The organism is Paenibacillus amylolyticus, from assembly GCF_050990605.1.
Taxonomy (GTDB): domain Bacteria; phylum Bacillota; class Bacilli; order Paenibacillales; family Paenibacillaceae; genus Paenibacillus; species Paenibacillus amylolyticus_H.
In genome coordinates this window covers 4,152,809-4,179,014 of the sequence record NZ_CP158832.1, presented here as the reverse complement: position 1 = coordinate 4,179,014, position 26,206 = coordinate 4,152,809, and the positions used below count along the sequence as shown (strand labels likewise).

At 44.6% G+C, this 26,206-nt stretch carries 19 protein-coding genes and 1 pseudogene; 12 read left to right on the top strand and 8 right to left on the bottom strand.

Annotated elements, in window-relative coordinates:
• The first annotated feature begins 28 nt into the window (after nt 1-28).
• The 3 genes from ABTV53_RS18585 to yaaA all read left to right on the top strand — a co-directional run bounded on the left by ABTV53_RS18585 (nt 29) and on the right by yaaA (nt 6,893).
• Nucleotides 29-4,834: an RHS repeat-associated core domain-containing protein gene (locus tag ABTV53_RS18585; protein ID WP_433745126.1), complete on the top strand. Its 4,806-nt coding sequence runs from the start codon at nt 29-31 to the stop codon at nt 4,832-4,834.
• A gap of 11 nt (nt 4,835-4,845) precedes the next feature.
• Nucleotides 4,846-5,217 carry a DUF7674 family protein gene (locus ABTV53_RS18580; protein ID WP_433745124.1) on the top strand — a complete coding sequence of 124 codons (372 nt, stop codon included), beginning with the start codon at nt 4,846-4,848 and terminating at the stop codon, nt 5,215-5,217.
• Between the two features lie 1,052 nt (nt 5,218-6,269).
• Complete coding sequence (gene yaaA / locus ABTV53_RS18575; RefSeq protein ID WP_433745122.1) at nt 6,270-6,893, top strand: peroxide stress protein YaaA; 624 nt, start codon at nt 6,270-6,272, stop codon at nt 6,891-6,893.
• 320 nt (nt 6,894-7,213) lie between these two features.
• On the opposite strand, the gene ABTV53_RS18570 is transcribed toward yaaA, so the two are convergent.
• Nucleotides 7,214-7,780 (bottom strand): DUF4879 domain-containing protein, encoded by a 567-nt coding sequence (locus tag ABTV53_RS18570; protein WP_433745119.1) that lies wholly within the window; start codon nt 7,778-7,780, stop codon nt 7,214-7,216.
• 609 nt (nt 7,781-8,389) lie between these two features.
• Here ABTV53_RS18570 and ABTV53_RS18565 point away from each other — a divergent pair.
• The 4 genes and pseudogenes from ABTV53_RS18565 (at nt 8,390) to ABTV53_RS18550 (ending at nt 10,701) form a co-directional block, all read left to right on the top strand.
• Nucleotides 8,390-9,532 carry a WXG100 family type VII secretion target gene (locus tag ABTV53_RS18565; protein WP_433745117.1) on the top strand — a complete coding sequence of 381 codons (1,143 nt, stop codon included), beginning with the start codon at nt 8,390-8,392 and terminating at the stop codon, nt 9,530-9,532.
• A 21-nt stretch (nt 9,533-9,553) separates the two neighbouring features.
• Nucleotides 9,554-9,970 carry a hypothetical protein gene (locus tag ABTV53_RS18560; protein ID WP_433745115.1) on the top strand — a complete coding sequence of 139 codons (417 nt, stop codon included), beginning with the start codon at nt 9,554-9,556 and terminating at the stop codon, nt 9,968-9,970.
• A gap of 40 nt (nt 9,971-10,010) precedes the next feature.
• A pseudogene (locus ABTV53_RS18555) lies at nt 10,011-10,260 on the top strand (hypothetical protein).
• 159 nt (nt 10,261-10,419) lie between these two features.
• Nucleotides 10,420-10,701 carry a DUF6809 family protein gene (locus tag ABTV53_RS18550; RefSeq protein ID WP_433745112.1) on the top strand — a complete coding sequence of 94 codons (282 nt, stop codon included), beginning with the start codon at nt 10,420-10,422 and terminating at the stop codon, nt 10,699-10,701.
• Nucleotides 10,702-10,867: 166 nt separating this feature from the next.
• On the opposite strand, the gene ABTV53_RS18545 is transcribed toward ABTV53_RS18550, so the two are convergent.
• Both ABTV53_RS18545 and ABTV53_RS18540 read right to left on the bottom strand, forming a co-directional pair.
• Nucleotides 10,868-12,229 (bottom strand): right-handed parallel beta-helix repeat-containing protein, encoded by a 1,362-nt coding sequence (locus ABTV53_RS18545; protein ID WP_433745109.1) that lies wholly within the window; start codon nt 12,227-12,229, stop codon nt 10,868-10,870.
• A 552-nt stretch (nt 12,230-12,781) separates the two neighbouring features.
• The gene (locus tag ABTV53_RS18540) at nt 12,782-14,374 is read right to left on the bottom strand and encodes a catalase (protein WP_433745106.1); all 1,593 of its coding nucleotides are present in this window, start codon (nt 14,372-14,374) and stop codon (nt 12,782-12,784) included.
• A 200-nt stretch (nt 14,375-14,574) separates the two neighbouring features.
• Here ABTV53_RS18540 and ABTV53_RS18535 point away from each other — a divergent pair, with 200 nt between their 5' ends.
• The gene (locus ABTV53_RS18535) at nt 14,575-16,539 is read left to right on the top strand and encodes an ATP-dependent DNA helicase (protein ID WP_433745104.1); all 1,965 of its coding nucleotides are present in this window, start codon (nt 14,575-14,577) and stop codon (nt 16,537-16,539) included.
• Between the two features lie 189 nt (nt 16,540-16,728).
• Here the strand turns inward: ABTV53_RS18535 and cysK are convergent, their stop codons facing one another.
• The 4 genes from cysK to ABTV53_RS18515 all read right to left on the bottom strand — a co-directional run bounded on the left by cysK (nt 16,729) and on the right by ABTV53_RS18515 (nt 20,014).
• Entirely contained in the window at nt 16,729-17,685 is a 957-nt protein-coding gene (gene cysK / locus ABTV53_RS18530; RefSeq protein ID WP_433745101.1) for a cysteine synthase A, read from the bottom strand.
• Nucleotides 17,686-17,896: 211 nt separating this feature from the next.
• On the bottom strand, nt 17,897-18,280 hold the full coding sequence (locus ABTV53_RS18525; protein WP_433745098.1) for a hypothetical protein: 384 nt from the start codon (nt 18,278-18,280) through the stop codon (nt 17,897-17,899).
• Between the two features lie 466 nt (nt 18,281-18,746).
• A complete protein-coding gene (locus tag ABTV53_RS18520; RefSeq protein ID WP_091018200.1) occupies nt 18,747-18,980 on the bottom strand; it encodes a hypothetical protein in 234 nt (77 codons plus the stop codon).
• Entirely contained in the window at nt 18,977-20,014 is a 1,038-nt protein-coding gene (locus ABTV53_RS18515; RefSeq protein ID WP_433745095.1) for a nucleotide-binding protein, read from the bottom strand. The genes ABTV53_RS18520 and ABTV53_RS18515 overlap by 4 nt, the downstream gene beginning before the upstream one ends.
• 860 nt (nt 20,015-20,874) lie before the next feature.
• Between ABTV53_RS18515 and ABTV53_RS18510 the strand changes: the two genes are divergently transcribed.
• On the top strand, nt 20,875-21,609 hold the full coding sequence (locus ABTV53_RS18510) for a YitT family protein (RefSeq protein WP_347386666.1): 735 nt from the start codon (nt 20,875-20,877) through the stop codon (nt 21,607-21,609).
• Nucleotides 21,610-21,725: 116 nt separating this feature from the next.
• On the opposite strand, the gene ABTV53_RS18505 is transcribed toward ABTV53_RS18510, so the two are convergent.
• Nucleotides 21,726-22,196, bottom strand: coding sequence for a DUF2188 domain-containing protein (locus ABTV53_RS18505; RefSeq protein WP_433745091.1), 471 nt, complete (start codon nt 22,194-22,196; stop codon nt 21,726-21,728).
• A gap of 200 nt (nt 22,197-22,396) precedes the next feature.
• Between ABTV53_RS18505 and ABTV53_RS18500 the strand changes: the two genes are divergently transcribed.
• The 3 genes from ABTV53_RS18500 (at nt 22,397) to pabB (ending at nt 26,201) form a co-directional block, all read left to right on the top strand.
• Complete coding sequence (locus ABTV53_RS18500; protein WP_433745089.1) at nt 22,397-23,197, top strand: lipid II flippase Amj family protein; 801 nt, start codon at nt 22,397-22,399, stop codon at nt 23,195-23,197.
• 574 nt (nt 23,198-23,771) lie between these two features.
• Nucleotides 23,772-24,377 (top strand): anthranilate synthase component II, encoded by a 606-nt coding sequence (locus ABTV53_RS18495; protein WP_433745086.1) that lies wholly within the window; start codon nt 23,772-23,774, stop codon nt 24,375-24,377.
• Between the two features lie 27 nt (nt 24,378-24,404).
• A complete protein-coding gene (gene pabB, locus ABTV53_RS18490) occupies nt 24,405-26,201 on the top strand; it encodes an aminodeoxychorismate synthase component I (RefSeq protein ID WP_433745084.1) in 1,797 nt (598 codons plus the stop codon).
• Nucleotides 26,202-26,206 lie beyond the last annotated feature (5 nt).

The window sequence follows — 26,206 nt, the reverse complement described above, 5'->3', positions numbered from 1 at the left end:
TTGTCTAAATTGAGGTTGAGGTGATGGAGTGTTTAAGAAAATAACGATTATTTGGTTATGCGTCATATTGGTTCTTAGTGGGTTCGGTTCTTTTGGATATGGAGGACAAACAGCAGCAGCGGCAGAAGGTAGGGATTCCCTCCCTTCCGCTACCTACATTACAATCCATAGTTTAAAAGAGCAATTTGGTATCAAAGAAGATTGGATCGAGAAAAAACTAGATCAGGGTTACTCGTTGTACCAGTTGTATAAAGCTTTACAGACAGATCGCACAGGCGGCGAGGCTGCTGAAAAATGGCTAGAAGCACAAGAAATAAGCGAACCGATTCAAATGGAGGGGCTACGCCCTTCCGGTTCATCACAGCAAAACAACTTTTCGATTAATGCTCTTAATGAGGATACTCCAGGTACGGGAACGACCTTGGACGAAACTGGACTTAACCATGTCGATATCCGAGATGACGCATCGCTTTATATGACGTCTTATGGAGCGGAGTCCATCTCTACTGCTACAGGGGAAATGATGATTCAGAGTACTGACCTTTCTCTACCTGGACTCATTCCGTTTGATCTGACACGCGTCTATGACAGCGCTAGAGCCACTGGGCAACTTGGCGTTGAATATGACGAAACGACACAAACGTATTCCAATAAGGTTACGCCACGCAAGGAAGAACTTTCTGCTGGATTGGGGCAAGGCTGGCGTTGGGACATTCCTTTCATGGAAAAACGTGGCGATAATCAGTATATTCAGATTCCAGGCGTGGGCAATTACCGCTTAAACGCGAACCTGGAACTGGAAGGTTACGTATGGAATGACTTAACCGTTAAGCGAGATGCGACCGTGACTTTTAATGGCGTATCAAGCGGTTATCGTTTATCCATCCGTAACGGCTACGATTATCTATTTAATGAAGCCGGAGAACTGTTGCAAATTACAGATGGCTACCGCAATACCGTGAATTTTGACTATACGACATTGAACGGAAACCAAGCTATTGCACGAATTGAAAACAGCGAAGGTCAGGCGCTGACATTTGCTTATGACAACCTGAAGGTTACTGTACAGCTTGCCGGAACAGATCGGAAAGCAACGTACACGCAACGCGAGGACGAAGGCATTCGCATTTTGCGAGAATACACGGATGCTCTCGATCGGACAACGACGTATACGTACTATTATCCGGAATCCAAATTCAATTTCCTGCCTGACTTGCAAAGTAACCAAAATGCTCAAGGTGTGATGCATACAGCGTTGCTATCGCGTATTACAAGCCCTTCATCAGCTATAACGGATTATGCATATATTCCGGAGTTAAAACAGATTGGCGAAGCTTCCTCCCATTTCGTATTCAAAGTAAGAGAGCGCAAGAGCCAGTTTAGTACAACGGAAGGCGAAGGCGTTCTGGACAAGGTTAACTTTGAATATTCTGGAGAAGACCTGGAAGCATACGGTCAACCCGCATCATGGACAACAAAAGTGAAAGCAGAGAACACTGTAGATATTTGGACGTTCTCCAAAACGTTTAGCGCTGCAGCGCATCCGGATTTGGTTCGCGCAGATAAGCACACGTTAACTGGAGATGACGTGACTTATTCCACGGAGTTGCAGTACGATAACCAGACGAAGCGAAACCTTCCGACTCAAATGACAGAGTGGGTAAGCGAGAATGGCCGTTCGGGCGAGAAGCTAACCACGACCATGACCTACGATGCCAACGGCATGGTGACGTCCGAAAAACAAAGTACAGGACAGGAATCTACCTATGCGTACGAAACTGGCAAAGCTCCGTATAACTGGATTAAGCCAGTGCGGTCTACCACGAAAATTAACAGCTCGTTAGAGAGATACACCGAAACAGCCTATAACAGCCAAGGTTCCGTTCTGCGTAGCACAACTAAAAATGGATACGGCGGGCAGTTGCTCACTGAATCGGAAGTGAAGCTGGATGATAAAGGAAGAGTCATCAGCACCACGGATAAAGGCGGCTATTTAGCTAAAGACAGCATAGCGACGTTGAGTTATCAGGCTAATGCAGGGCATTTGGTGAAATCCAAGTCCATAACCGTGAACGATGCTGCTGGTAAAGCAGAAGCCCTCGTGGAATCGTATGATTATACGAATGCTGGTGAACTGGAAAAGACAACCGATGCATCCGGGGAACAGGAATCGTATCAGTATGATAAGGAAGGGCGACTTCTACAAATCGTGCATGCTGATGGTACGAAATCAACTACGGCGTACGATGATGTTAAGAATATCATTACAAACACATCGCCAGATGGTATTGTCACGACTGAGCGGTATAATCCGTTAGGTCTTTTGGTAGAAGAGCAGACGGCTGAGGCTACGTACAAATACGCCTATGACCGCGAAGGTAATGTTACGGCTATTGAGGATGCTGAAGGCAATGTGACGAGAGTTGTAGTCGACGCGTTTGGACAAGCGATAGAGACGAAGTATCCAGACGGTACCACCGGAACAACCACCATTGATGCTGTGTCCCAAACGGTAACCTATAAGGACGCTGCTGACAATCGCACACGGGAGAAGAAGGATTTACTTGGTCGAGTGACGGCGGTAGAAGAATATCGGAATGGTGCATATGTTCCGTTACAACAAACCGAGTATGATATCGATGGTAACGTAATTGCATCTGTCGATGGTAACGGTCAACGAACGACTTATACGTATGATGCGCTTGGACAAATCACGACGGTAACCACACCGAAGCAAGAGACAAGCCGCTACTTCTATAGCTATCAGGGCCAAGTGACACAGATCGTATCACCGAATACGCAAACAGTCACAAAACAGTATGATGAATTGGGAAGACTCATTAAACAGACGCATCCGAGTCCAGCCGGGTATGCGACAACGTTATATTACGATAAGAAAAGTAATCTGATTAAAAAACAGGATCGACTTGGGAAAGTAACAGAGTATACGTATAACAGTGACAACATGCTCACAGGTATGAAAGCACCGGATACGAATGTATCCTATACGTACGACGAGATTGGCCGCAGAACATCGATGACCGATGATCATGGAAAGACCACGTACAGTTATAGAGCAGCAGATGGGATGTTGAACGGACTGACGTTCCCGGATGGGACACGACTTGATTACGAAAACAATACCCAGCAACGTCTAGGATATACCTTAACGGATGCCAAAGGACAATCCTTGCGCATTCACGGCGAAGTAGATGCCATGAATCGGGTAACCTCCATGGATATTACTTCGGGTTCAGGAGGGGCTTCTGCACTCGCAGCATCGGGAACGACGCCTGTGGATCGTATGACATTCAGTTATGCTTCCAATAGCTTGCTAGAGAAATTATCGTTTGGCAAGGGCCTCAGCACAAGCTACCAGTTCAATGGCTATGACCTGTCGGGAATCACGATCTCTCAAGGGACATCTGCGGTGCAACAGTTCGCCTATGAATATGATGGGAATAAAAACATCACGTCCCGTACACAGAATGGGGAAACCGATCAATACACATACGATGAATTAAGCCGGATTCAGACTGAAACGGGCACGCAAAAAGAAACGTATACTTATGACCCGAATGGTAACCGATACAGTACCGGAAGTGGTAAGGTATACGGTCTAAAGGATGCACAGTATACGTATGACAGCCAGAATCGTTTGATTAAAGCAACGGGTGAAGGCAAAACGGTAACCTACAGCTATAATGGAGATGGGCTGTTGTATGAACGTACGAAAGGCGACCAAACGATTCGTTATTATTACGATGAAGAAGCCAAACTCATGGCTGAGGCCGCTGTAACGTCTGGAAAAGCAGAGCTGACATATGCCTATATCTATGATCTGTATGGGCAATTATGGGCCCGCCAGGACAAGCAAACAGGTAAACTGGAATACTATCAACTGAATGGTCATGGCGATGTCGTTGGGGTCGTGGACGATGCAGGCAAAGTGCTGAACAGATACACCTATGATATCTGGGGCGGACCGTTAACAACAGAGGAAACCGTACCAAATATGCTTCATTATGCCGGAGAATATTGGGATGATACGGTAGGTCTGCAATATCTGCGAGCACGCTGGTATGATCCAGGCATGGCACGTTTCATTGGTGAGGATACGTACGAGGGAGAATTGAATGATCCATTAAGTTTGAATTTGTACTCCTATGTAAGTAATAATCCGTTGAAATATGTAGACCCGAGTGGGCATAAACTTTTTCCAACAGGTACAGGGTATACAAATCGACAAATTGTAAATCATTGCTCAAATGTGGGTATAAAGACTTGCTGGAATGAGTTTTATTCAGGTTCTATAAAAGCTTCCATGGCCGTAGCAAACTTTATGGTTATTGATGACATTAACACAATCCGTGATGCGAATGCTTCAACTTTCAGCAAAACTCTTGCTGCTGCTAACTTTATACCTATATCTAAGTTTGTAAAAAGTGGAAAACTGTTTTATAAATTAGTGTCATCTTCAGGAAGAGAGATTGAGAGAGCCATTGAGTTCTCCACATTACTTTCTAGTAAAAAAACGGGTCATATTGGAGAACTTCTAAAGGACTCTGCTCAGAATCCAAAATTAAAAGAGGTAATTAACCAGCTATGGAGACCTGAGAAACCAGGTTATATAGGGAATGGAGGTACAGCTGATTTTGTAAGGAAACAAATTAAATATGGTTTGTCACTAGGACAGACAGATCATATAGTTAAAGCTAAAGAAAGACTGAAAAATTTACAGAAGATTATGGCTTCTGGTAATTTAAATGAAAATGATTATGCTCTTGCAAACGCGATTTATAGTGATTTGAAAAAGGCTTTGAATGGAAAATAGGAGGTTGAAGAATGGAAAGTGACATTTTAATAAATCATTTCTTGAGATTGTTCCCTAAATTCCACGATCGTTACTTAGAGCACTTGGATTTTAATCAAGAGTTTCTAGGACATGTGTTTTTTGGAGATGAAGTGTCTACTTATGTTGAAGAATTGCTTCGTGAAAATGCTGACATAGAACAAATTGAAAAGTTCTTTAATTTTTTTGAATGGATGGCGACTCAAACAAGTCTTTATATTGTACAAGTGTTATCTACTACAATATTATATAATCTTGGTGGGCATACGGATATTCTAAAAAAAGCACAAAATTATATGAAGCCACATACTAAAAAACTCTCTCAAGAAATAGAAGATTTACATTCAGGGAAATACTTTTCATAAAATAATTTACTTGAGTTTATTTAGAATTGTATGTTTCATTGCAGATCAAAGCTGATTTTAATCATTGGGGAATTCTGAGGAATTCCCTTCTTTTAGGTGATATATATAAAAATTAAGGATGTTTTGACACACCACCTAGTAAATAGTATTGGAAAAATTCATTATCAAATACATACAGAGGACAAGTATCAGAATAATCAGACATTGGGGATAGTAGTGTAGCATGTAGTTTCAAGTCTGGTTTGGAGGTGAAGAGTGTCGACTTGGATTAAATTTATATGGATTGCAACTACCTTAATTAATTTATCAGTATTCGTTTGGTTTTTAGTTGGAGCAACGTCTAATTTTCAAAGATCACTAGATTTGGTTGGTATACCGATCATTCTTTTCTATGGAATACCTTCACTTATTGTTAATATAATTTCGATTGTGATTCTCATAAGGAAATGGAATGCTCAGTTAAGTGTAAATACCATGATTGTGGGGGGAGTGTTCATCTTTATACTGTTGTTCTGTACTCCAGCTTTTGTAACTGCATTACAAAATACGGTGAAATCAGATCAAGTAGAAAGTGATACGGTTAGTTACATATCTGATCAGAAGTACTAGTACAATATCAAATTAATTAATATGTCACAGAGAAAAATCAAGTTAATTTAATTGTAAAAGATGTTTCTGTAAAGCTGAAAAGAAAGCTATTCCATTAGATATGGACACTGAAATGATAATAGCTTTAACCACTGAATGGGATCCAAATTGGAAGTGGACTGTATTAGAACCTAATGGTTTGTTTTAATCGCTCCGCAGAGAATTAAATATTACAAAAAAATATAAAATGCTAACAAAAAAAATTGATGATGCGTTCTTTAATTTTGATGAACAAGCCAGTCCGGTAGTGGGCTGGCTTGTTCATTTTTGTAGTTCTTTTTGAAGTACCACGATAAAAAAATGCCCTTCAAATTGGAATTATAAAACTTTGCTGAATTAAAGGATGAATCAGCATGGTAAGGATTATTATTTCACCTGCTAGCGAGGAGAGCTGAACTCAAGCGTTGTGGAAGTGTAACGATGCAATTGCCGAACAGAACGAGGAGCGGATTCGGAATATGAATATAAAAGCAAATCTTACGGCAGCCATCTATGCCTATGAGGGCATTCAGTATCAATATATGGCTTCGGGTGTTTTTCAACATGAGGAACTGGCGTATCTTCAACAGCATTTACGTATATTATCCGGCTTTTATGGCATATTGTGGTCTTTGGATGGGATATCCCCTTATCGTTTGGAGATGCAGGGCAAGCTGCAAGGTCCGGGTTTCAAAACGCTCTATCAATTCTGGGACAGCAAGCTGGCAGATCAGCTTCAATCGGAAAGCAACTGTATTCTGAATCTGGCTTCCAAAGAGTATAGCAAAAATATTTTGCCGTTTCTGAGTGAGGAAAGCCGGTTCATTACATGTGTATTCGGACAAATAGTCAATGGGAATCTGGTTGAAAAGGCAACCTGGGCTAAAATGGCCACAGGTGAGATGTTACGGTATATGGCAGAGCACAAGATTACAGATGTGAAGGGCGTAAGAAACTTTGATCGTTTGAATTTCGCTTTTTCAGAAGAACGATCTGACGAGAGTACGTTTGTTTTCATACAAGCAGTGGGAAAGAAGCCTTCTGTGTAATGGCGGGTTCCTGTACAAAGTCGCGCCATTAATGTCCACAATAAGAAAAGACGCAGGGAGTTATATCCCTGCGCCTGATCTGGCAACAAATCCGTGTCCATCAATCCAGATGCGATAAAAAAGACTCTAAAAATGCTTTTCTAATTCAAGTTGGACTGAGCCTTTAGCTCTTGTTAACGGATGATTAGCTCGTTCCAAAGTCGCTTAGGTGCGATCCGATTCGTATCCGAAGCTGATGAGCCTTTGGGCTTACTTCCCGTATTCCTCATGATAGAACCAGGATAGCCAATTCCTCCAATATTCAGATTACATCCTTCCTGTTAACGAACATTAATCCAAGCGGTCCACTGTGTTGGAATGTTAATGGAATAGACCGTACCTACAAATTGTCCGCCTGTTGTATTAGGGGATTCATAAACCCAAGAATGGGCAAAAGCATCTACGACACGATCACCGTCCAGATCAATAGCTTCAGACCAGTTGTTTGTCATAGTATTGCCAGCGAGTTTGCCGTAGTGACTACTGTCATAACCGATCTGGAACGTAATACACTGAATCCAAGCCCCACCATGATCATTGGTTGTGGACAGTGGGTTGTTATTGAAGCCGTAAATTTCTTGACCGCCATTCGGAGATACGACACCGTATACATTAATGTGAGATACTTTCGGAGCAGGCGCAAACAGAACTGGACCACCCGCATTATCAGCCTTCTGCGATTCAAATTCAGCCTTAGCCGCTTTCACAGCTTCACGGAATTCTTTGGAATTAATAATTTCTTCCTTTGTCAACGGTTTGGCTTGAGTCACGTCACCGTCTGCATAAGCAGCAACATTAAACGAAAGCACTAGAACAAGAATAAGAGTTAAACTGAACAATTTTCTCATAGCAATAAATTCCACCTTTCTTGTTATGGGTATTCTTTTACAAAAACATGCGGTTACGACAAATAGACCTGCTTGCAGATTAAAGCTTCTTGCCCTCCTCTCTTATGAAAATGGCAGAACTCTACAGGCTAGAAAACTCTATGAAGTAGGAATGTATATGTAAAATGAATGCCTGCCAATGATTATGTGTTGCAGACAAAATGGTAAACTCATTTTTAAAGTATTGATATCTTAGTTATGGTAGGCCCTGATACTCATGGTGAAAATATAAGATTTCAAAATAGATATTTAAATTGTAATATATTCCATTTATACAAACATATAGTACCTCTATCTATCACTTTAAGTCAAGTATTTCATTAATTCTATTATTTATTAAATCATGCTGCTCATCGCAGTAAATTGCCATAGTATCCTTTAGTCGTTAAATTGAAGGACAATCCTCAGGAACAATATATACCTACAAAGAGATCCTATGGGGCTGAAGGACGGATATAAATCATTCTGAGCGTAGATTCATGCATGAAATCAGGAGGTTAGCCGGATGTAATTGCCATTAAACTTCTGCTAACATGGTTTTACCATATATTGGATGAGCGGTGAAAATGGATGAGTACCATTAAAGTTACCCCGGAGCAACTACATCACGTGTCGAATCAAGTGGATCAGGCGAGACAACAATTTGAGCATATACGAGAAGATCTCACAAGACAGATCATGTTCCTTCAGCAGATGTGGCTGGGTGTGACGCAGGAGCGATTCTACTATGAATTTGAGCAGTCGCGCCCTGTATTGCAGAAGGCGCTGGAGAGTATGGTGGGCATCTCCAAGGAACTCAAGGATATCGCCATGTGGTTTGAGAATGTCGATGCTGAAAAAGTGAGTCTTGGCAGTGCTGTTGGTGCTCTAGGTGCGGGAGTAATGATGGAGACCTCAAGATATTATGCCGGTTCGGATGATAAGGGCTACCGGATGGCACAAGTCAATATGTTTGGGAAGCTGATGTGGATGCCTGTGAATGAGAATGGTGTTACGGATCAGGTAGCCTTGCAGGCATATAAGAAGGATCAGGGGCATTTGGATTTTAATCGGATGCAAGCTACGGATGCTGAAGCGCCAGGGGAAGATATTTATGCGATGCAGATCAAAGCTTTTGAAAATGGAATTCATCCCTTCACAGGCGAGCCTGTATCCGATAAATATGCTCAGATGATGTTAACTTCTCTAAAGTTCAGCCAGCTATTTATGGCATTTCAGATGGTTCGCGGTATTATGCCGGGTGGCAAAGGTCCGTTTCGCTTGCCTTCTTCTCATCCAGCTGTGGCGAAGATTAAAAAGAATTTGGAAGCGGCTGAAGTGAGGAAAACGAATGGACAAAAGAGTGGTTCTGGGGTTACAGGACAGGTTCCTGATATCGGAGAAGTTAAATTGAAACCACTTGGGACTAAAGGGGAAGGTGATGCACTAAAACGTACCTTTGAAATAGACGGAACTAAAGTAGAAATTAATAGTGGACATGGTTACCGTGGAAGTGGGCATCGAACAGGAAATGCTCAAGATATTGGCACCATGGATCAGATTGAATCCGTTATACTTAAAGATATGGAATTAGCCAATAAGGCAAATATTGATTTCCCTAGACCTCCTAAAACGATTGAGCGAACCATTCAAGTAAATGAGAAAACGATGGGTTATACCGTAACACAAACGCCTGATGGTACTTTAAGGGTCTCTACCTATTATCCTAAATAAAAAATAAAGGGGACATTTACCTTGACTATACAGAAGACAGTGGAAGAGTTGCATCAGTTGATTGACCAGGATTGGTCGAAATTAGATCAGTCAGAATTAAAAACAACGAGAGAGACTGTAGAATCTCTATCCAATGAATTGCTATCTGAGATAGATCATACGAACAACTCAGATCATTTATTAGAAGCCATTAATTATGAGCTTACGCATTTTTTTCTACCGATCCCTTGTGTGATAAAGATGTATCAAAGATTGATTCTGTTGAATCCATCCAACCTGTCCTACTATGAATGGTTTACCGATTACCTTTTACAGTATGGACCCGATTGGCAGGAAGAGGCAAATGAGTTAACCGAACTTTATACAAAAAAAGATTTTCAGGATGCTTGTGATTTCGCACAAAAGATTGAGCAAGTTAAAGATTTTGAGAGTAAATAAATGTCTAGACATCATCTCAAATGTGACTGAGGGGAAATTAATGGCTTCCTTTGTATTATTATTGAAAGATTATGAAGATGATGAAAAGGTAATTTATCGGTTTGGTCCAAATGAACATCATGGGTAAGATTGAACTAAATAAAAAGAAGGAAACCATTCAAGAAGTGGAGCCAGTAGTAAACGCTAAAAACGAATCGAAGTTTTATTTCGATAGAGCAGCTCAAAGATTGACAAGATGTCTATATAGAGAAAATGGAACATTTCCCGATAAAACAACATTTGAATCGTAAAGCAATACAAGCCTGGATAGGTTATCTCATTTTCGAGTAGGGCTTAGACCTAAGAGCTTTACGGAGGATTTTGGTATTAATATATACTTAGCGGATTTCCCGCTAAATCCCCATCTCACCTTATCCTTTGAGTTACAATCTTCCTGAGGTGACCTTACCATGAAAGATAACATGTCAAACCTGATCGAGGATTTGTTTCACGGAAACCTGCGGTTGGACGAGTCAATTCATCCTGAGCAAGAAGAGTATCAAGAAATCAATCGCCAGATATCGGACCTGATGAAGGACTACAAAACACAGCTTACCGAGAACGAATACGATGCCTTGGAACAACTGATCGACTTGATCGGACAATCCACGTCTATGTATGTGGAAGCGGCGTTTGAGCAAGGTTTTCGCACAGGCGGTAGACTGATGATCGAGGTTTTAGGCAAAACGTGAGTATCTATCAATTTCATAAGTCAGCAGGGTATGCATAGCAACTCAAAAATCCCCTTCTCCAACACCGGCAATCTGGCTGGCATAGAGATGGGGATTTTATGTTTATTCCGTAGCATCTTTTAATCTACATGTGCACTCAACACACATGTCCTACTCAAACTCCAACCTACCGTGCCCCAATATTCGTACCCGACGGTGTACCCGAGCCAATCAGATCACTACCACCTGCAAGCTTCAGGAAATTACCCAAGACAGGCGTTCCGTCCGCGCTACGTGTTACCGAAGGTACAAGGGAGACAAAGTCGGCTGCGCTGGCGAGCAGGCCTTTGTCGTTGACGCTCTTTTTGTTCTTCCACCAAACGTTGGTGCTGCTGACGTCGGTTCCGCTTGTTTTGTCGCTGGCGCCGCCTTGAAAGGACAGGTTGTTGGTGAAGATGTGGGTGCCTACATCAAAGGCAAAATTGCTTTGCCCGTTGTTCCAGGAGGTGTTATTTTTCATCTGGATCGAACCGGGATTGCTGTTGTAGGTGAAGCCGTGCTTTTTATTATTAAACGCAATGTTGTTCTCAACGATATGATTCACTGCAATCTTCTCACCGCCCAGCTTGAAGCCGTTGCCATCACTGTTGGAGGTAGAAGTACCGTCTGCGGTTGCACCGTTAGCGTAGGCGATGCTGTTACGGATTGTGACCGCGCCAATGGCACCTGTATCCATTTTGCTATACAGATCCCAGCCATCGTCCACGTTATAGGCCGCAATACAACCGTCGAAGACATTGCCCGGGCCTACGGTCAGTTTGGCCGCAAAACCGTCTGCATCCTCGCCGTCATCCGGATCATAGTTGTTGTGGGAGTACGAACGAATCACTTCATTATATGCGGGCCATTCACTCTTGGCAGCCGTGGAAGCATAACGTCCCATTTGAATACCCGTATCCCGGTTGTGATGGGCTTCGATCTGCTCCAGGCGGTTGTAGCTGCCTCCGATGAGGATGCCGTTGTCACCCGCACCCTTCACCTCAAGCCCTTTGACGAACCAGTAGTCTCCGAACATTTGCAGTCCACGATTGGTGGAAGCGAAGGCTTGAGCGGAGAAATCAAAGACCGGTTTTTCCGATCCATACGCCACCAGGTTTTTACGTTGGCTCGATGTGCCGCTGTTGCCACGTTCAATGGTAATGGTCTGGGAGAAGTTATAGGTACCGCCGCGTAGATAGATCGTTTTGCCTGGTGCGATCTGGGTCAATGCGTTAGCCAGTGACGTTGGACTGTTGATCGTACCCGGATTGCTAGCTGAGCCGCCAGGAGACACATACAGATCACCAGCAGCAAGTGCGATATTCGAAGTCGCCACCGATTCAGAGGGATTTTGCAAGCTGCTCTCAATCAGTTCCTCAGCTCCAACCGACCCACCACCAATCAGTAAAAGAGGGAACGCGGCGCTCAGACAGATCTGGGCCATTTTCGATTTCAGTGAACGTTCGGATCGGGCAGATGCATGAGTGGATGTGGATGGGAATAATTTCATTACGTAAACCTCCTTGGTTAATTGGGAATAGAATGAAGAGCATGTGGTAGACGAGTACCAGACCAAGATTAAAATGAAATAAGTCAGGCCCCTGGTCAGGTACAATCTCCAGGACACAGGTTTATGGTAAATGTTGTAAGCGTCATCATCAATAATCATCTGATCAGATGGAGTTACATGCAGGCAGGTCGGGCCTGGAAGCTTCCCATGCCTCTAATATCACTGGATTTATGTAATCTTTCCATTGGGTGATAGCTCTCATTTAACGAAGAATCATCTGAAATGAACGTAACGAAACCCGCTTTTCCATCCTCAGAGCATCCGTTTTACCTTTGATCCACTCCTATGAACTTCATATAATTTAAAATAAATAGCAACATACATCCTAAGTGAAGACTACACCCAAGTTAAATACGAAAAAGACCTGATCGCAGCTGCAACTGGCAACTTGACGATCAGGAATGCAATTTGCTTACTAAAAATACTCACCAAATATTTACACACATGCTTTAACCGTGTCAGGCTTATCAGTCTAAACGCGGTCCAGCTACCTTAATAACCATCCGTCTCACGACTGCGTTTCTCTGCTTGCTCCACGCTTGGTTCATGTTTCGGTTGGACTGTCGCACTATCATCGGTTGGTACAGAAGCCAATCCTTCAGAGACGCGCCGCCCGTAATCCGCATCAGCTTGGGTAAAATGTGAGATCATGCGCTCCCGGATATCCGGTTTGCATTGGGCCAATGCGCCGACCATGTTGCTGATCAGCTCATCCCGCTCCCAATCCTCGAATGCCCGATACGTATCACCTGCTTGTCCAAAGTCATTGGTACGCTCAATCTTCTCACGGACAAGTCGACCTTCCACCAGTGGTTCATGTTCCTTGCCACGAGGGGACGCTTCCTTTAAGCCACCAAGAGACGAAGGTTCATAGTTCACATGCGGGTTCTGCCCCGGTGCACGATCCACCTGATATTGCATCTGTCCGCCGCTTTGATTGGTCGCAACACGGTTCTTCGGTGCATTCACAGGCAGTTGCAGATAGTTCGCACCGACCCGGTGACGCTGGGTATCCGAATAGGAGAAGGTGCGTCCTTGCAGCAGCTTGTCATCCGAGAAATCCAGCCCATCCACCAATACACCTGTGCCAAATGCCGCTTGCTCCACTTCATTGAAATAATCCTCGGGATTGCGATTCAACGTCATTTTGCCTACAGGCAGAAATGGAAACTGATCCTGTGGCCACAGCTTGGTGGGGTCCAGCGGGTCAAAATCCAGCTCCGGATGCTCGCCATCCTCCATCACCTGAACGCACAGCTCCCATTCGGGATAGTCCCCTTGTTCAATGGCATGATACAGATCCAGCGTGGCATGGTTAAAATTCTGCCCTTGAATCTCGCTGGCATCTTTTTGCAGCAGGTTGCGAATGCCTTGATTGAGCGGTTCCCAGTGGTATTTGATGAGCACGCCTTTGCCGTCCTGGTTCACCCATTTGTATGTATTCACGCCTGATCCTTGCATCTGACGATAGTTGGCCGGAATACCCCAAGGGGAGAACAGGAACGTCACCATATGGGTAGCTTCAGGACTTAGCGAGACAAAATCGAAAAACCGCTCCATATCCTGTGCATTGGTCAACGGGTCTGGCTTGAAGGCATGTACCATATCCGGGAATTTGAGCGGGTCGCGAATGAAGAAGATTTTCAGGTTGTTGCCGACGAGATCCCAGTTGCCATCTTCGGTATAGAATTTCACCGCAAAGCCGCGCGGGTCACGCAGCGTCTCGGGAGAATGCCCACCATGAATAACCGTTGAGAATCGAACGAATACGGGGGTTTCTTTTCCTTTTTCCTGAAACAGACGTGCACGTGTGTACTTCGATACCGGCTCATCACCAGCCGTTCCATACGCTTTAAATACGCCATGAGCGCCAGCCCCGCGGGCATGAACCACCCGTTCTGGAATACGTTCACGGTCGAAGTGAGTGATCTTTTCAAGAAAATGATAGTTCTCCAGCGTGGTCGGTCCACGGCTGCCCACCGTTCGTACGTTCTGGTTGTCTGTGATGGGGTGACCCTGACGGTCTGTTAATGTGTCTGCCGCTGTGTCTGAGGAATGCTCAGGTTGTGAAGACTGATTATCCATGGAGCACCGCCTTTCCTTATAGTGGATTCTTGTATATATTTTCCCTGTAGGCAGGTTCTATACATTAGATCTCGCAAATAACCTAGCAAAAAAAGCTTGTCACCCGCCTCGCCGCGTGCGATAATTAACTTTTGCCCTGCGGCCTTTTTTGAACGGAAAATGAAAGAGGACCGCGTCTAAGAATGGAGGCTGACCTAGGATTGTCTACACAACGTTATCCTTTTGCATATGATCCGGCTGAACCTTTTGTATCCCGTCTGGGAGAATGGGTTGCCGATGTTTTTTACGATATTTTGCCAGAGTCCGGCTTCGAGGTACGGGATGAACAGATTTTTATGGCGTACCAGCTCGAACGGGCCTATGGAGATAAAAAGACCATTATGGCGGAGGCCGGTGTCGGAACAGGCAAGACGTTAGTCTATCTGCTCTACGCGGTCTGTTATGCACGTTATACGGGCAAACCGGCTGTGATTGCTTGTGCCGATGAGTCCTTGATTGAACAGCTTGTGAAGCCCGGCGGGGATATTGCGAAGCTGGCTGCACATTTGGATCTGGAAGTGGACGCACGTCTGGGCAAGTCACCAGACCAATACGTCTGTCTGAACAAATTAAGTGCGGTGCGATTTGCGGATGAGGATGCGCCTGTTATTGAAGAAGTGCATGAAAGTCTGCCGGATTTTGTGAACACGCCGGGTACGCTTCAAGCCTTCCATCCGTATGGAGACCGCAAACAGTATCCGCATCTGAACGATCGTCAGTGGAACAAAATCAACTGGGACCCGTTCCAGGATTGTTTTGTTTGTCCCAAAAGACAACGTTGCGGCCTGACGCTGTCGCGTGACCATTACCGTCGTTCCAAAGACATCATCATCTGTTCCCATGATTATTACATGGAGCATGTATGGACCTATGATGCGCGCAAACGCGAGGGACAATTACCACTGTTGCCTGATCACAGCTCAGTTGTATTTGATGAAGGACATTTGCTGGAAGAAGCAGCCCTGAACGCACTGAGCTACAAGCTGAAACACCGTATCTTTGAGGAACTCGTCACTCGCCTGTTAGAAGGAGAGATTCGTGAATCCCTCGCGGAGTGTGTAGATGAAGCGATTGAGAGCAGTGAACGACTGTTTGCGTTGCTGGATACGTATACGGTGGCGATTCCGGGATCGGAACGGAAAGAAGTTCGGGTAGAGCCGCCATTGCTGCGTGAGATTGAACGTCTGACGAGTGTGCTGGATGCGATCGGTGAGGAATTGGTATTTGAAAGTGGATTGTTCTCCCTGGATGGGTATCAGATGCGTGTTGTCGAAGAGCATTTGGACATGATTCAGTCTGCACTTGCGTTATTCCGTAAGGAAGACGGCTATATCTGCTGGGCGGAAGAGAGCGAGGATGAGACGACCTTATCGATCATGCCGCGCACCGTGAAGGAAATGCTGAACGAGCGTGTGTTCAACACAGGTATTCCAATCGTGTTCTCCTCCGCAACGTTATCTGTGGATAGTTCATTCCGTTATGTGGCGGACAGCCTGGGCATTGATGATTTTGTATCGTTCTCGGTGGCTTCCCCGTATGATTATGCGGACAAAATGAAGATGAAAATTACCGATGAAGCTGTACCGGGTCACCCGGAGAACGAAAATCGCTTGCGTGATGCGGTGTCGTTGCTTCAGGAGAGTGGAGGACGTGCGCTGATTCTGTTCCGTACGATGGAAGAACTCCGTGCGTTCAAGCAGGACATCGTTCATGTACCTGAAGCAGAAGGTTTGCGCTTTATGTATGAGGGCGATCGGGAGATCAGTGATCTGATTGCTGCATTCCAGCAGGATGAGGAAAGTGTGCTGTGTTCCGTTAATCTGTGGGAAGGACTGGACGTTCCAGGCCCGTCATTATCCAATGTCATGATCTGGTCGCTTCCGTATCCACCACAGGATCCTGTCTTCAATGCGAAACGCAGTGCGTCGGCAGCACCATACGAAGAGATCGATCTTCCGTATATGCTCTTGCGTGTGAAGCAAGGTCTCGGACGTCTGATTCGGACAAGCACAGATTCCGGTTCCGCGGTCATTCTTGATGAATCGCTGTATACCAAAAAGGAAGCCAAAGACCGCATTGCGGCCCTGCTTCCTGAAGGTGTGGAATGGACAACCCTGACACACTAATAGTGTTAAATGGTATAGCGAATATACTTTTTAATGTTTTTACATTTTTTAAAAGTGATAGTTGCCTTCATAAAGTCCTTGTTCTCTGCGGATTAAACATTCGTAGGGGAGCAAGGGCTTTTTTGCGTTGTTCAGGATATTTTTGTTCTTTTACATGTTTCGTTTTGTTGAATTCCTAGTGCGTCTTTGTTAAAAAATACCCATGCTCAGATACCGTTCCCCGGTATCCGGCGCAATGCAGAGCACCCGGTGCCCCGGCCCCAGTTCCTTCGCGATGCGAAGGGAGGCCCACACCGAAGCCCCAGAGGAAGGGCCGAGCAACAGCCCTTCCCGGGCAGCAAGCTGCCGCATCGTATCCAGTGCGTCCTCATCGGACACCTGGATGATGGCATCCCACACGTCGGTATTCAGGATGTCCGGAATGAACCCCGGACTTGTACCGACGAGCTTGTGTGGTCCTGGCTCGCCTCCGGACAACACGGGAGACCCTTTGGGCTCCACCGCATAGATGCGGATATCGGGCAACTGCTTGCGCAGTTCTTCTCCCGTCCCGGTAATGGTGCCGCCAGTTCCCGCCGTAGCGATGAAGGCATCCAGCCTGCCATCCATCTGCTGCATAATCTCGGGAGCCGTCGTGATCCGGTGAATATCCGGGTTCGCCTGATTTTCGAATTGCTGCGGAATGAAACTTCCCGGAATGTCCGCCTGAAGCTCTTTCGCTTTGCGGATCGCACCGGGCATCCGCTCCGCAGCAGGGGTGAGCACCACATCTGCGCCGTAGGCTTTCAGAATGTTGATGCGTTCCTTGGACATGTTGTCCGGCATGATTAGAATGGCTTTATATCCTTTGGCGGCGGCATTCATCGCAAGACCGATGCCCGTATTGCCACTGGTTGGTTCAATAATGGTTGCGCCGGGAAGCAAAAGTCCTGCCTGTTCAGCCTGAACAATCAGGTTATAGGCCGCACGGTCTTTGACGCTGCCACTCGGGTTAAAGTATTCCAGTTTCACGTATACGTCAGCAGAGTCACTGCCTGTGAGTCGGTTCAGTTTAACGGCAGGTGTCTGGCCAATCAGTTCGGTTACATCTGAAGCAATGCCTGTATGTCCGTGTGTTCGTTTAATCGAATGGGTATTCAAATCCATGAAGTACAGCTCCTTGATTGATAAGACGTTGAGAGTATATCCGGTTGCAATCAATTCATGCCTTATTGGAGTGGTTGGATATCTCTATTCCATCTTAATGAACGTACCCTTCCGTGGTCAACTTGTTTTGCTGTGCATGGATATTCTAAGGCTCAGACTTAAAGCAGCAATGAACATCAACAATTGGTGGTAGTGACGTTTTGTAATTGATTCAAGTCTGCGCCAAGTCCATCTGCAGATGCCGACTGAGTTCTTTTTTGACTTCATTGCGCGCGAATGTCCACAGCATATAAAACCGTTGCCAATACCCCCTGCACATATACAGAGTTTCGATACCCTCGGTTTTACGTTTCTCTTCCAGTACTTTGACACCACGGGTTCTCATCTGTTTACGAAGGACCAACATCTCCTTGAGCACATTGTTCTGAATGCGGGTCAGCGACAGAATGTAGACTTCAGGCATCTTCAGCAGCAGCGTATCCAGTGTACGAATATCTCGTTCAAGTACATCCAGCAATAGCGTACGTACAACCAAACCTTTGATTAGACGATGATCTTCATCCGCAGGGGATGGGGCGGAAGTTGAGGATGTCATATGTTCACTTCCTTAACCTTTAATTGGAATTTGTTATTTACAGAACATGTGTTCCTATATTATAATCAATATATGCAATGGAGATACACAATACAACCGAGAAATATTGGAAGCAAGCACTTACGTATTTTCCTGAGGATACAGTTTCGTGAATGAGGCTAAGGATTCAAGGACAAGCCCGATCCAAAATTAGGTATAATTTGTGGGTTTTGCAGGAAACCTAAGGCCATAAACCAAATAAGCCTTATGTAATGCAGTCTCTTACAGAAGTAATAACAAGCAATGAATAAAGCAATGAATTGCAATAATCATTCAAGGCTGGCATGCCTTAATATGATGACGCTATGACCACAAGAGAAAGCAGTTCACTCTACTTCAAATGAGCAACAAAAAAGCCCCTGCCTTGGGCGGCGGGGCCTATGGAATACTGCCGATTCAGCGGCAGGTTTGATGATGTGTTCAGAAATTAAGCAAGATATTGAGGCTTTTCGTAGAACGCCTCTTTTTCAAGGATGACCTTATAAGGTCTTTCCTTGCCCTTCAGGGAGGGCCCAATGGTCGTTAGCGGTACGGCCGGCTTGTGGAAACGATCTTCTTCCTTGGGTTCCGGAACCGGTCGTGATGATTCGGGCGCAGAACTGAGGCGTACCTTTTTTTCGTTGCCCCAGCGCTTGCTTATTTTTTTCGTTTCCGGTTTCATTCCGGTTCGCCTCCTAACAAATCGTTGATGGCGTTGAACAGTTGACGATTCTGTAGGTCAATCTGCTGAAATACCGCCTCATCCGCTTCAATATGTCCAATAATGTGAACGGTGATTACATACCTCTTGGCTACAGGATAGCATAGCAGATACTCTTTCTCAAGGTAATCATCATACAGGTTGATCTTGATTTTATTCTCCCGGTAAGAATCAATCACCAGGATGCGCTTGGGATCATCCGGTTGTTTGTCGTCATTAGCGGACAAGTCATACTTTCTTCCCGGTTCTCCAACATTACCACATAATTGCTCAATATAACCACTGTCATTTGTACGGTATATGGCTGTGCCACGTACAGCGAATGGAGGATGAGAGACAAAGGCAGTACGCAAGGCATCGCTCATTCGCTCCAGCATCTTGGCATCTGCTTTGCGTGTACGCAGCAATTCCCTAAAGAACCGCAGCAACTTGAGCAGTTGTAACCTCGCTTCTCCCTCAGTGCGTTTATGCTTCTCAATGATGTTTTCCAATTCTGGATCACTCCAGCGTCCTTGTTCCTCAATACTGTCTGCGATTTTGGAACATGCCACGGACACGGCTGGTGCCCACTTTCTGTCAGAACGGATTTCATATACGAGTGGATTTAACCCCAGCAGATCTGTAGGCATACGCAATCCTTCGACCTTGGTTGTGTCCTTGATGTCTGTAATATCCTCAGGAAGAATGAAAAAAATACGTTTTCGTCCCAGACGGCCCATAAACAGACCCATTTCCAGCATTGTATTATCCCGGACCGACGCGTAGTACTTCCCGCGAATTTTGGATATATCATCGGGATGAAAAATAAAAATGGCAAAGTCAGTCGTACGGACCTCTACTTCCAGATCGTCCATGGTATAGCTGCTTGGATTAAAAACCCCGGAATACCAAGGGGTAACTTCGGCTGAAAAACGTAAGTTTTCGTGTACTGCGGCTGCAATCGGCTTCGCTTCCAGCGAGCAGCCAATAAAGACTCTTGGCTTTAACGTTTTCATCAATCCGCCTCGCTTAAACGGTAGTGGGATTCAATTGTTATATTATACCATAAACAGCAGAGTAAGTCTGGAAACGTCTGAACTGGACAAAGAATAAGCCGATTACGTTTGTTATAGTGTATGTATGAAAGGAAAATGATTCCTTTAAAAAGCGCAAGAAAATAAAAAAAGGCCCCAATTTGTCACAGTTGGGTGACTGACAGTTATTTTTGGAAGCTTTGGTCATAGAATAAAGGAGCAGGTTGCACCATTAGCAAGCATTGCTTATCCTGGTGTTGCCGTATGACTGCTGGAGCAGTCCAAAGGCTGCTTTATGCCTGTTTTTGAGGGGTCTGCTGTTTAGACCCGGTCACGTTGGTGTTATATAATAGAAGAACAAGCAAGTTAGCTTTGGTGTTTAAACTGAATGAACTTGCAACTGCTGTAAGTTGGATTTACAATTTACACAGGAACGAAGAGTGCAGAACCCATCTGTAGAAGCGAAGCGTTCACCTGAAAGCTTTCTGAAAGAGGGGACTGTAATCGAAGTAGTAAGTGTACAATTAAATGTTCAAGCTTATGCATTGTAGTTATTTTTCAGTTTAACTGAGCACAGCTAACCACAACAGAACAGAAAGGATCAGGATACCATGAGTTCCCGAAGGACAATCTCCCCAAGGACGATCTGGAAACGTTACGATCTCTCATACACATAGCGCCCCTTGTAGAGTACACCAACCGGTTCAAAAAAACGGCTGACTCTGCGAAAGAGGGGATTGGAATGAATATTCGAAGGACGTACACGATGATTTCTTCCAGGCTTGCCTTTTGCAGGGTACGGTCGGTCTAAAAACCAACCTACAAACTGCGAGGGAACCTGAATGAAGAGAACATCGTTAACCTTACAACACGTTAAAACAGAGGCGATCAAATTCGCCATTATGCTGCTCGGTACATTTATTTTAGCTTTTGCCTATTATCACATTAACTTTCAGAATCATTTATCGGAGGGCGGATTTGTTGGTCTGGCCCTGCTCGGAAAATACGCAACAGGTTTATCACCTGCTATCGGTATGTTGTTACTGGACATTCCGGTCATGATCTTGGCTTGGTTCCTCAAAGGCTGGAAATTCATGATTCAGGCATTGCTTGGCGTCGGTGCATTTTCCCTATTCTATGACGGATTTGAACGATACTCCACACTGGTATTGTCGTTTAACGGAAATCTGTGGATTCCGGCAGTTCTATCCGGTATATTGACAGGAGTAGGCGCTGGGATTGTGCTTCGATTCGGTGGAGCGACAGGCGGAGACGATATTCTCGCCGTACTGGTTAGCCGCTGGAAGGGATGGAAGCTGGGAACAGTTTTCTTTGTCAGTGATGCTTTTGTATTGGGATTGTCGCTTTTCTTTCTTCCGGTAAAAGAAACTTTATATACGATTCTGGCCGTATGGATTGCCAGCAAAGTCATCACGTACGTCGTTAGTGTTCCGGCTCGCGGAACCGTGGTTACAACTTCGGCTGTGAAATTGCCGATGCCATCGGCTGCAGCCAAGGCAGTTAACGCTGCTGCTGTTTCACAACGGACTACGGTGGCTAGAGGGGTATCCCATTGACCATACGTTTCAGAACAACCATAACCTGGATGCATCATATTCAGTTCTTGATTCATATAAAATCCCTTTTGACTGCTTTTCAGCAGCAAAAGGGATTTTATTGTTTTCCGGTTCATTCAGGGCTTGATCGAAGAAGCAATCTGACCATCCTGATTATGAATAATCGCTCGAATATTTTGTTGGCTACTGAGTTCTTTGGCCTTATCTACAGCCTCTGCCTTCGTATCGAATGTGGACAGATAGGAAGACTTTCCTTCTTCCTTAATCGCCCACCCAGAGTCGGTAGGCACTACATGGATGTTGTCATGACTTTTGGACGAAGAAACGGGCTCAGAATGACGACGATCCGCGGAAGACGACTTTTTGTGCTCGGAATGTTCGGAAGAAGATGTGGAGTCCGATTTCGAACTTTCCGGTGTGGGATGATTCTCATCCCATTCTTCTGCCTTAGCTGTCGCTATGGCAATCGAGCGGCCTTCCTCATACCCGTCATCAAGCAGTGCATTGGCAATCTCAATTGCTTTATGTCTGACACGTGGTTCCAGGTTCTTCATGGATACCGGATAATCCTGTTTGTTCCAAGGCATATGAACCCCTCCTGTACAATAATGGATTAGTTGTATATTACCCTCTGAGGGGAGGAATAAACGATATACAGGAAGGTGAGTAGTAGTGATTAACGATGATCCAAAGGATCTCGTTTCTATACTTTTGCAAGCTGCAGGAGTATAATGCTGTCCAGGAAAGAAATAAGTTCAATAACAGGAAGATAAAGGAGTACATACATATGTTTAGTCTTAGTCTGGCAATCCCTATGTTGTTCACTATGCTGATTCATACCGCAGACAGCTTGTCGTATGCGCTCCGCCTTGGTGGTTTACGCACCCGCAGAATCGCGCTCGCCATTTCATTGGCAGGTATTTTGCTGCTGGTCTCTCGAACATCGAATATGGCCCAGGGTCCAATGGTAGGTAATCTGGTGGATACCGCAACACGTGGAGCCAATCCACACTTTGCAGCACAGCTGCACTGGTTAATGGGTGCGGCAACAATTGGAACCGCATTAGCCATACTATGTTTCCCAACCATGGTTAAGCTGTCTTCGAGAATGGTCGTACATTTTGAACAAGCTGGTTCTATCCCTGCGATGGTTCGAGGTATGCTGAAGCGAAGCAAGATTAGAAATGCTGCATATTACATTACCCCGCCATCCTGGAAGATGGCCAAACGATTGGTACAGCATGGGATGCCAAGACGGTTAATGATGCTGAACGTAGCGGTAACCGCAATCTACACCACGGGTGTCCTGTCCAGTTTGTACGCAGCGTACCTTTATCCAGGGCAGGCTGTAGCTGCATCCCAATCGACCGGGTTAATTAACGGAATAGCGACTATTTTGCTAACCATCCTGATTGATCCGCGAATTTCCCTGCTCAGTGACCGATCATTACGTGGCGAGATCCGTTTGGATCGTATGAACCAGATCTATGGTTGCATGCTCGTATCCCGTTTGTTCGGTACAGTTTTAGCACAGTTGCTATTAATTCCATTTGCGTATTGGATCGGTTGGATTGTAAGTATGATGTGATAGAGGCTGGCCTTATCAGGAATGTATCCATACATCCCGAGGGCCAGTTTTTTTTGTGAATTTTAGCTCAAAGTGATTCATAAAAAAGACAAAAAAACTCATTTTATATTGAAAATTTACATAATAAGTTATAAAAGTGCAAAATATTTAAAAGAACAGTGGTATACTTGTTTAATATGGGTTATTATGAAATGGGCCTTTATTTTCACTTTAATTCCCAACGTATGATAAAAATTACATGATACATAATGTAACTCTTCAGATAACTTCCATTTTTTACCGCAAAAAGGCAACCAGACAACGTTCTCTTTGCTTCTCCTTTACAAGTCACTTATTCCTAGGATAAACCTCTGATTCAATTTCACTAAAACTATAACGGGTGATACTCTGCTAAAATCACAAACAACGAACATAATTAAACCGAACAGTCTGTTTTTTTGGAATTTCAGGATATATTTTGACACAACTTCAATCAAAAAGGTTATATACATGGTGTTTTAAACCGAATAGTCAGTCTCTCAACTCGTAAGTCATCCTTTTTTTTCGAATTACAATATTGGAGGGATACCTGCTTATGATCGTCATGATTGATAACTTTGATTCTTTCACGTATAACCTTGTGCAGTACTTCGCTGATTTGGGTGAGAGCGTAAACGTGTATCGTAATGATGCGATTACGGTAAAAGAATTGGAAGAGATATCGCCGGATTATATCGTAATTTCTCCAGGTCCATCTAATCCGTCTAACGCCGGAGTTTCTCTTGAAGTGATTCGATATTTTGCTGGAAAGATTCCAATTCTTGGTGTATGTCTTGGCCATCAGGCTATTGCTCAGGCATTTGGAGGAAAAGTGGAATCAGCCCGGCATCTGATGCACGGCAAAACCTCGGATATCTCGCATGATGGTAAAACGTTGTTTGAAGGTATGCCTGCCGTTCTGAACGTGGCAAGATACCACTCGCTTATTGTCAATCCTGATCTCCCGGAAGAATTGGAAGTTACCGCATGGTCCAGCGATGGGGAAGTGATGGGGCTTCGTCATAAGAAATGGAGTATAGAAGGGGTTCAGTTCCATCCGGAATCCATTATTACACCATCCGGCAAACAGATTCTGGCTAACTTTCTGCAGAACTGTTCTCAACAAAAGACGGAATCCGACTCAAGTTTCGTTACGCTCTAAACCAACTTCTCAAGGAGGTATTCTTGAATGAATCAACCCGATGCCAATCCGTATATCTTATTTGATTTTGTAGGCGAGGATCGTTGTAAACAGCGCAAAATCTTCAGAAATCCTGTTGAAGTCATTAAAGCGACATCCATTGAAGAGGTAAAACCAGCGTTGCGCCAGATTCAGGACGCTGTTGATAAGGGATATTATGCCGTAGGTTATGTGTCTTATGAGGCTGCGCCAGCTTTCGATCCCGCTTTTCGAGTTCATTCAGATGTGGCTTTACCGCTCATATGGTTTGGTGTTTTTGAAGGGTATGATACAGGTTATGCATCTTCATCTGATGAATATCGCATCTCAGGATGGGAACCAACGGTTACAGAGAAGACCTATCATCAGAATATACATAAAATTCACGAGGCCATCGCGCGGGGAGACACCTATCAGGTCAATTATACGATGCGTCTTCGGTCGGAATATGAGGGTGATCCTTACGCTTTTTATACAAAGCTATGTGATGCACAACAGGCCGATTACTCAGCCATGCTGCAACTCGGTGATATTAGTATTTTAAGCGCTTCACCTGAATTGTTTTTCAAAAAGAATGGAAATCAGCTGGAGACTCGTCCGATGAAAGGAACAGTGAAACGGGGGTTCTACCAGGAACAGGACGACGAATTGGCTGACTGGCTGTATCAATCCCCAAAAAATCGGGCTGAAAATGTGATGATTACGGATTTACTCCGGAATGATCTTAGTGTTATTGCCGAGACGGGAAGTGTGCATGTCCCGAGGCTTTTTGATATTGAGAAATATTATACGTTGTTTCAAATGACCTCTACCGTTACAGCAAATACCAGGTCGCACCTACAGTTGGAGGACATGTTCTCAGCACTCTTTCCCTGCGGTTCCATCACTGGGGCACCGAAAATCAGCACAATGGACTTAATTTATGAACTGGAAGATACACCAAGGGAGATCTATTGCGGATCGATTGGCATGTTGAGTCCGGATGGTTCATGCGTTTTTAATGTAGCGATTCGGACCGTGTGGGTTGATCATCAGCGGAATCAGGCTGAATATGGTGTGGGCGGAGGCATCACCTGGGATTCGACAGCTTCGGATGAATATGCAGAGGCCAAAACAAAAGCGTTGATGCTAACGGAACAAAAGCCATATTTTGAATTATTGGAATCACTTCGATTGGAGAACGGGCAGTATTCCCTCTTGGAAAGGCACCTTGACCGGATGATGGATTCTGCAACCTATTTTAACTTTGAGGCGATTAGAGAGGATATTCATAACCAACTGACTGCTTATGCCAGCGAACATTCAACCGGCCTTCATAAGGTCAGAGTGTTGTTATCTCCATTAGGACAAATTTCGGTTGAGAGCACGCCTCTTATTGAAACAAAAGAAACACAGACGGTAGCTCTCGCGAAATCTCCAATTCTCTCCAGTCAGCGCTTCTTATATCACAAGACCACGTATCGGGACATGTACGATGTTCATCGTATGGCGTGTGGCGATGGCTATGATGTTCTGTTGTGGAATGAGCAGAGGGAGCTTACTGAATTCACAACAGGAAATGTTGTCATTGAGCAGCAGGGTAAAAAATATACTCCACCCAGAGATAGCGGATTATTAGCAGGCACATTACGAAATCAGCTCTTGCATGACGGAGTTCTTGAGGAAAAGGTATTAACGTGCAGAGACATAATCGAGGCAACAAATATATGGCTCATCAATAGTGTCCGTGGGTGGATCCCCGTTGAAGTTTCACAGGAAAGTCTGGACCTTTCGTTACATGAACTTACCATTACCTCAGGGCAGTGAAAGGA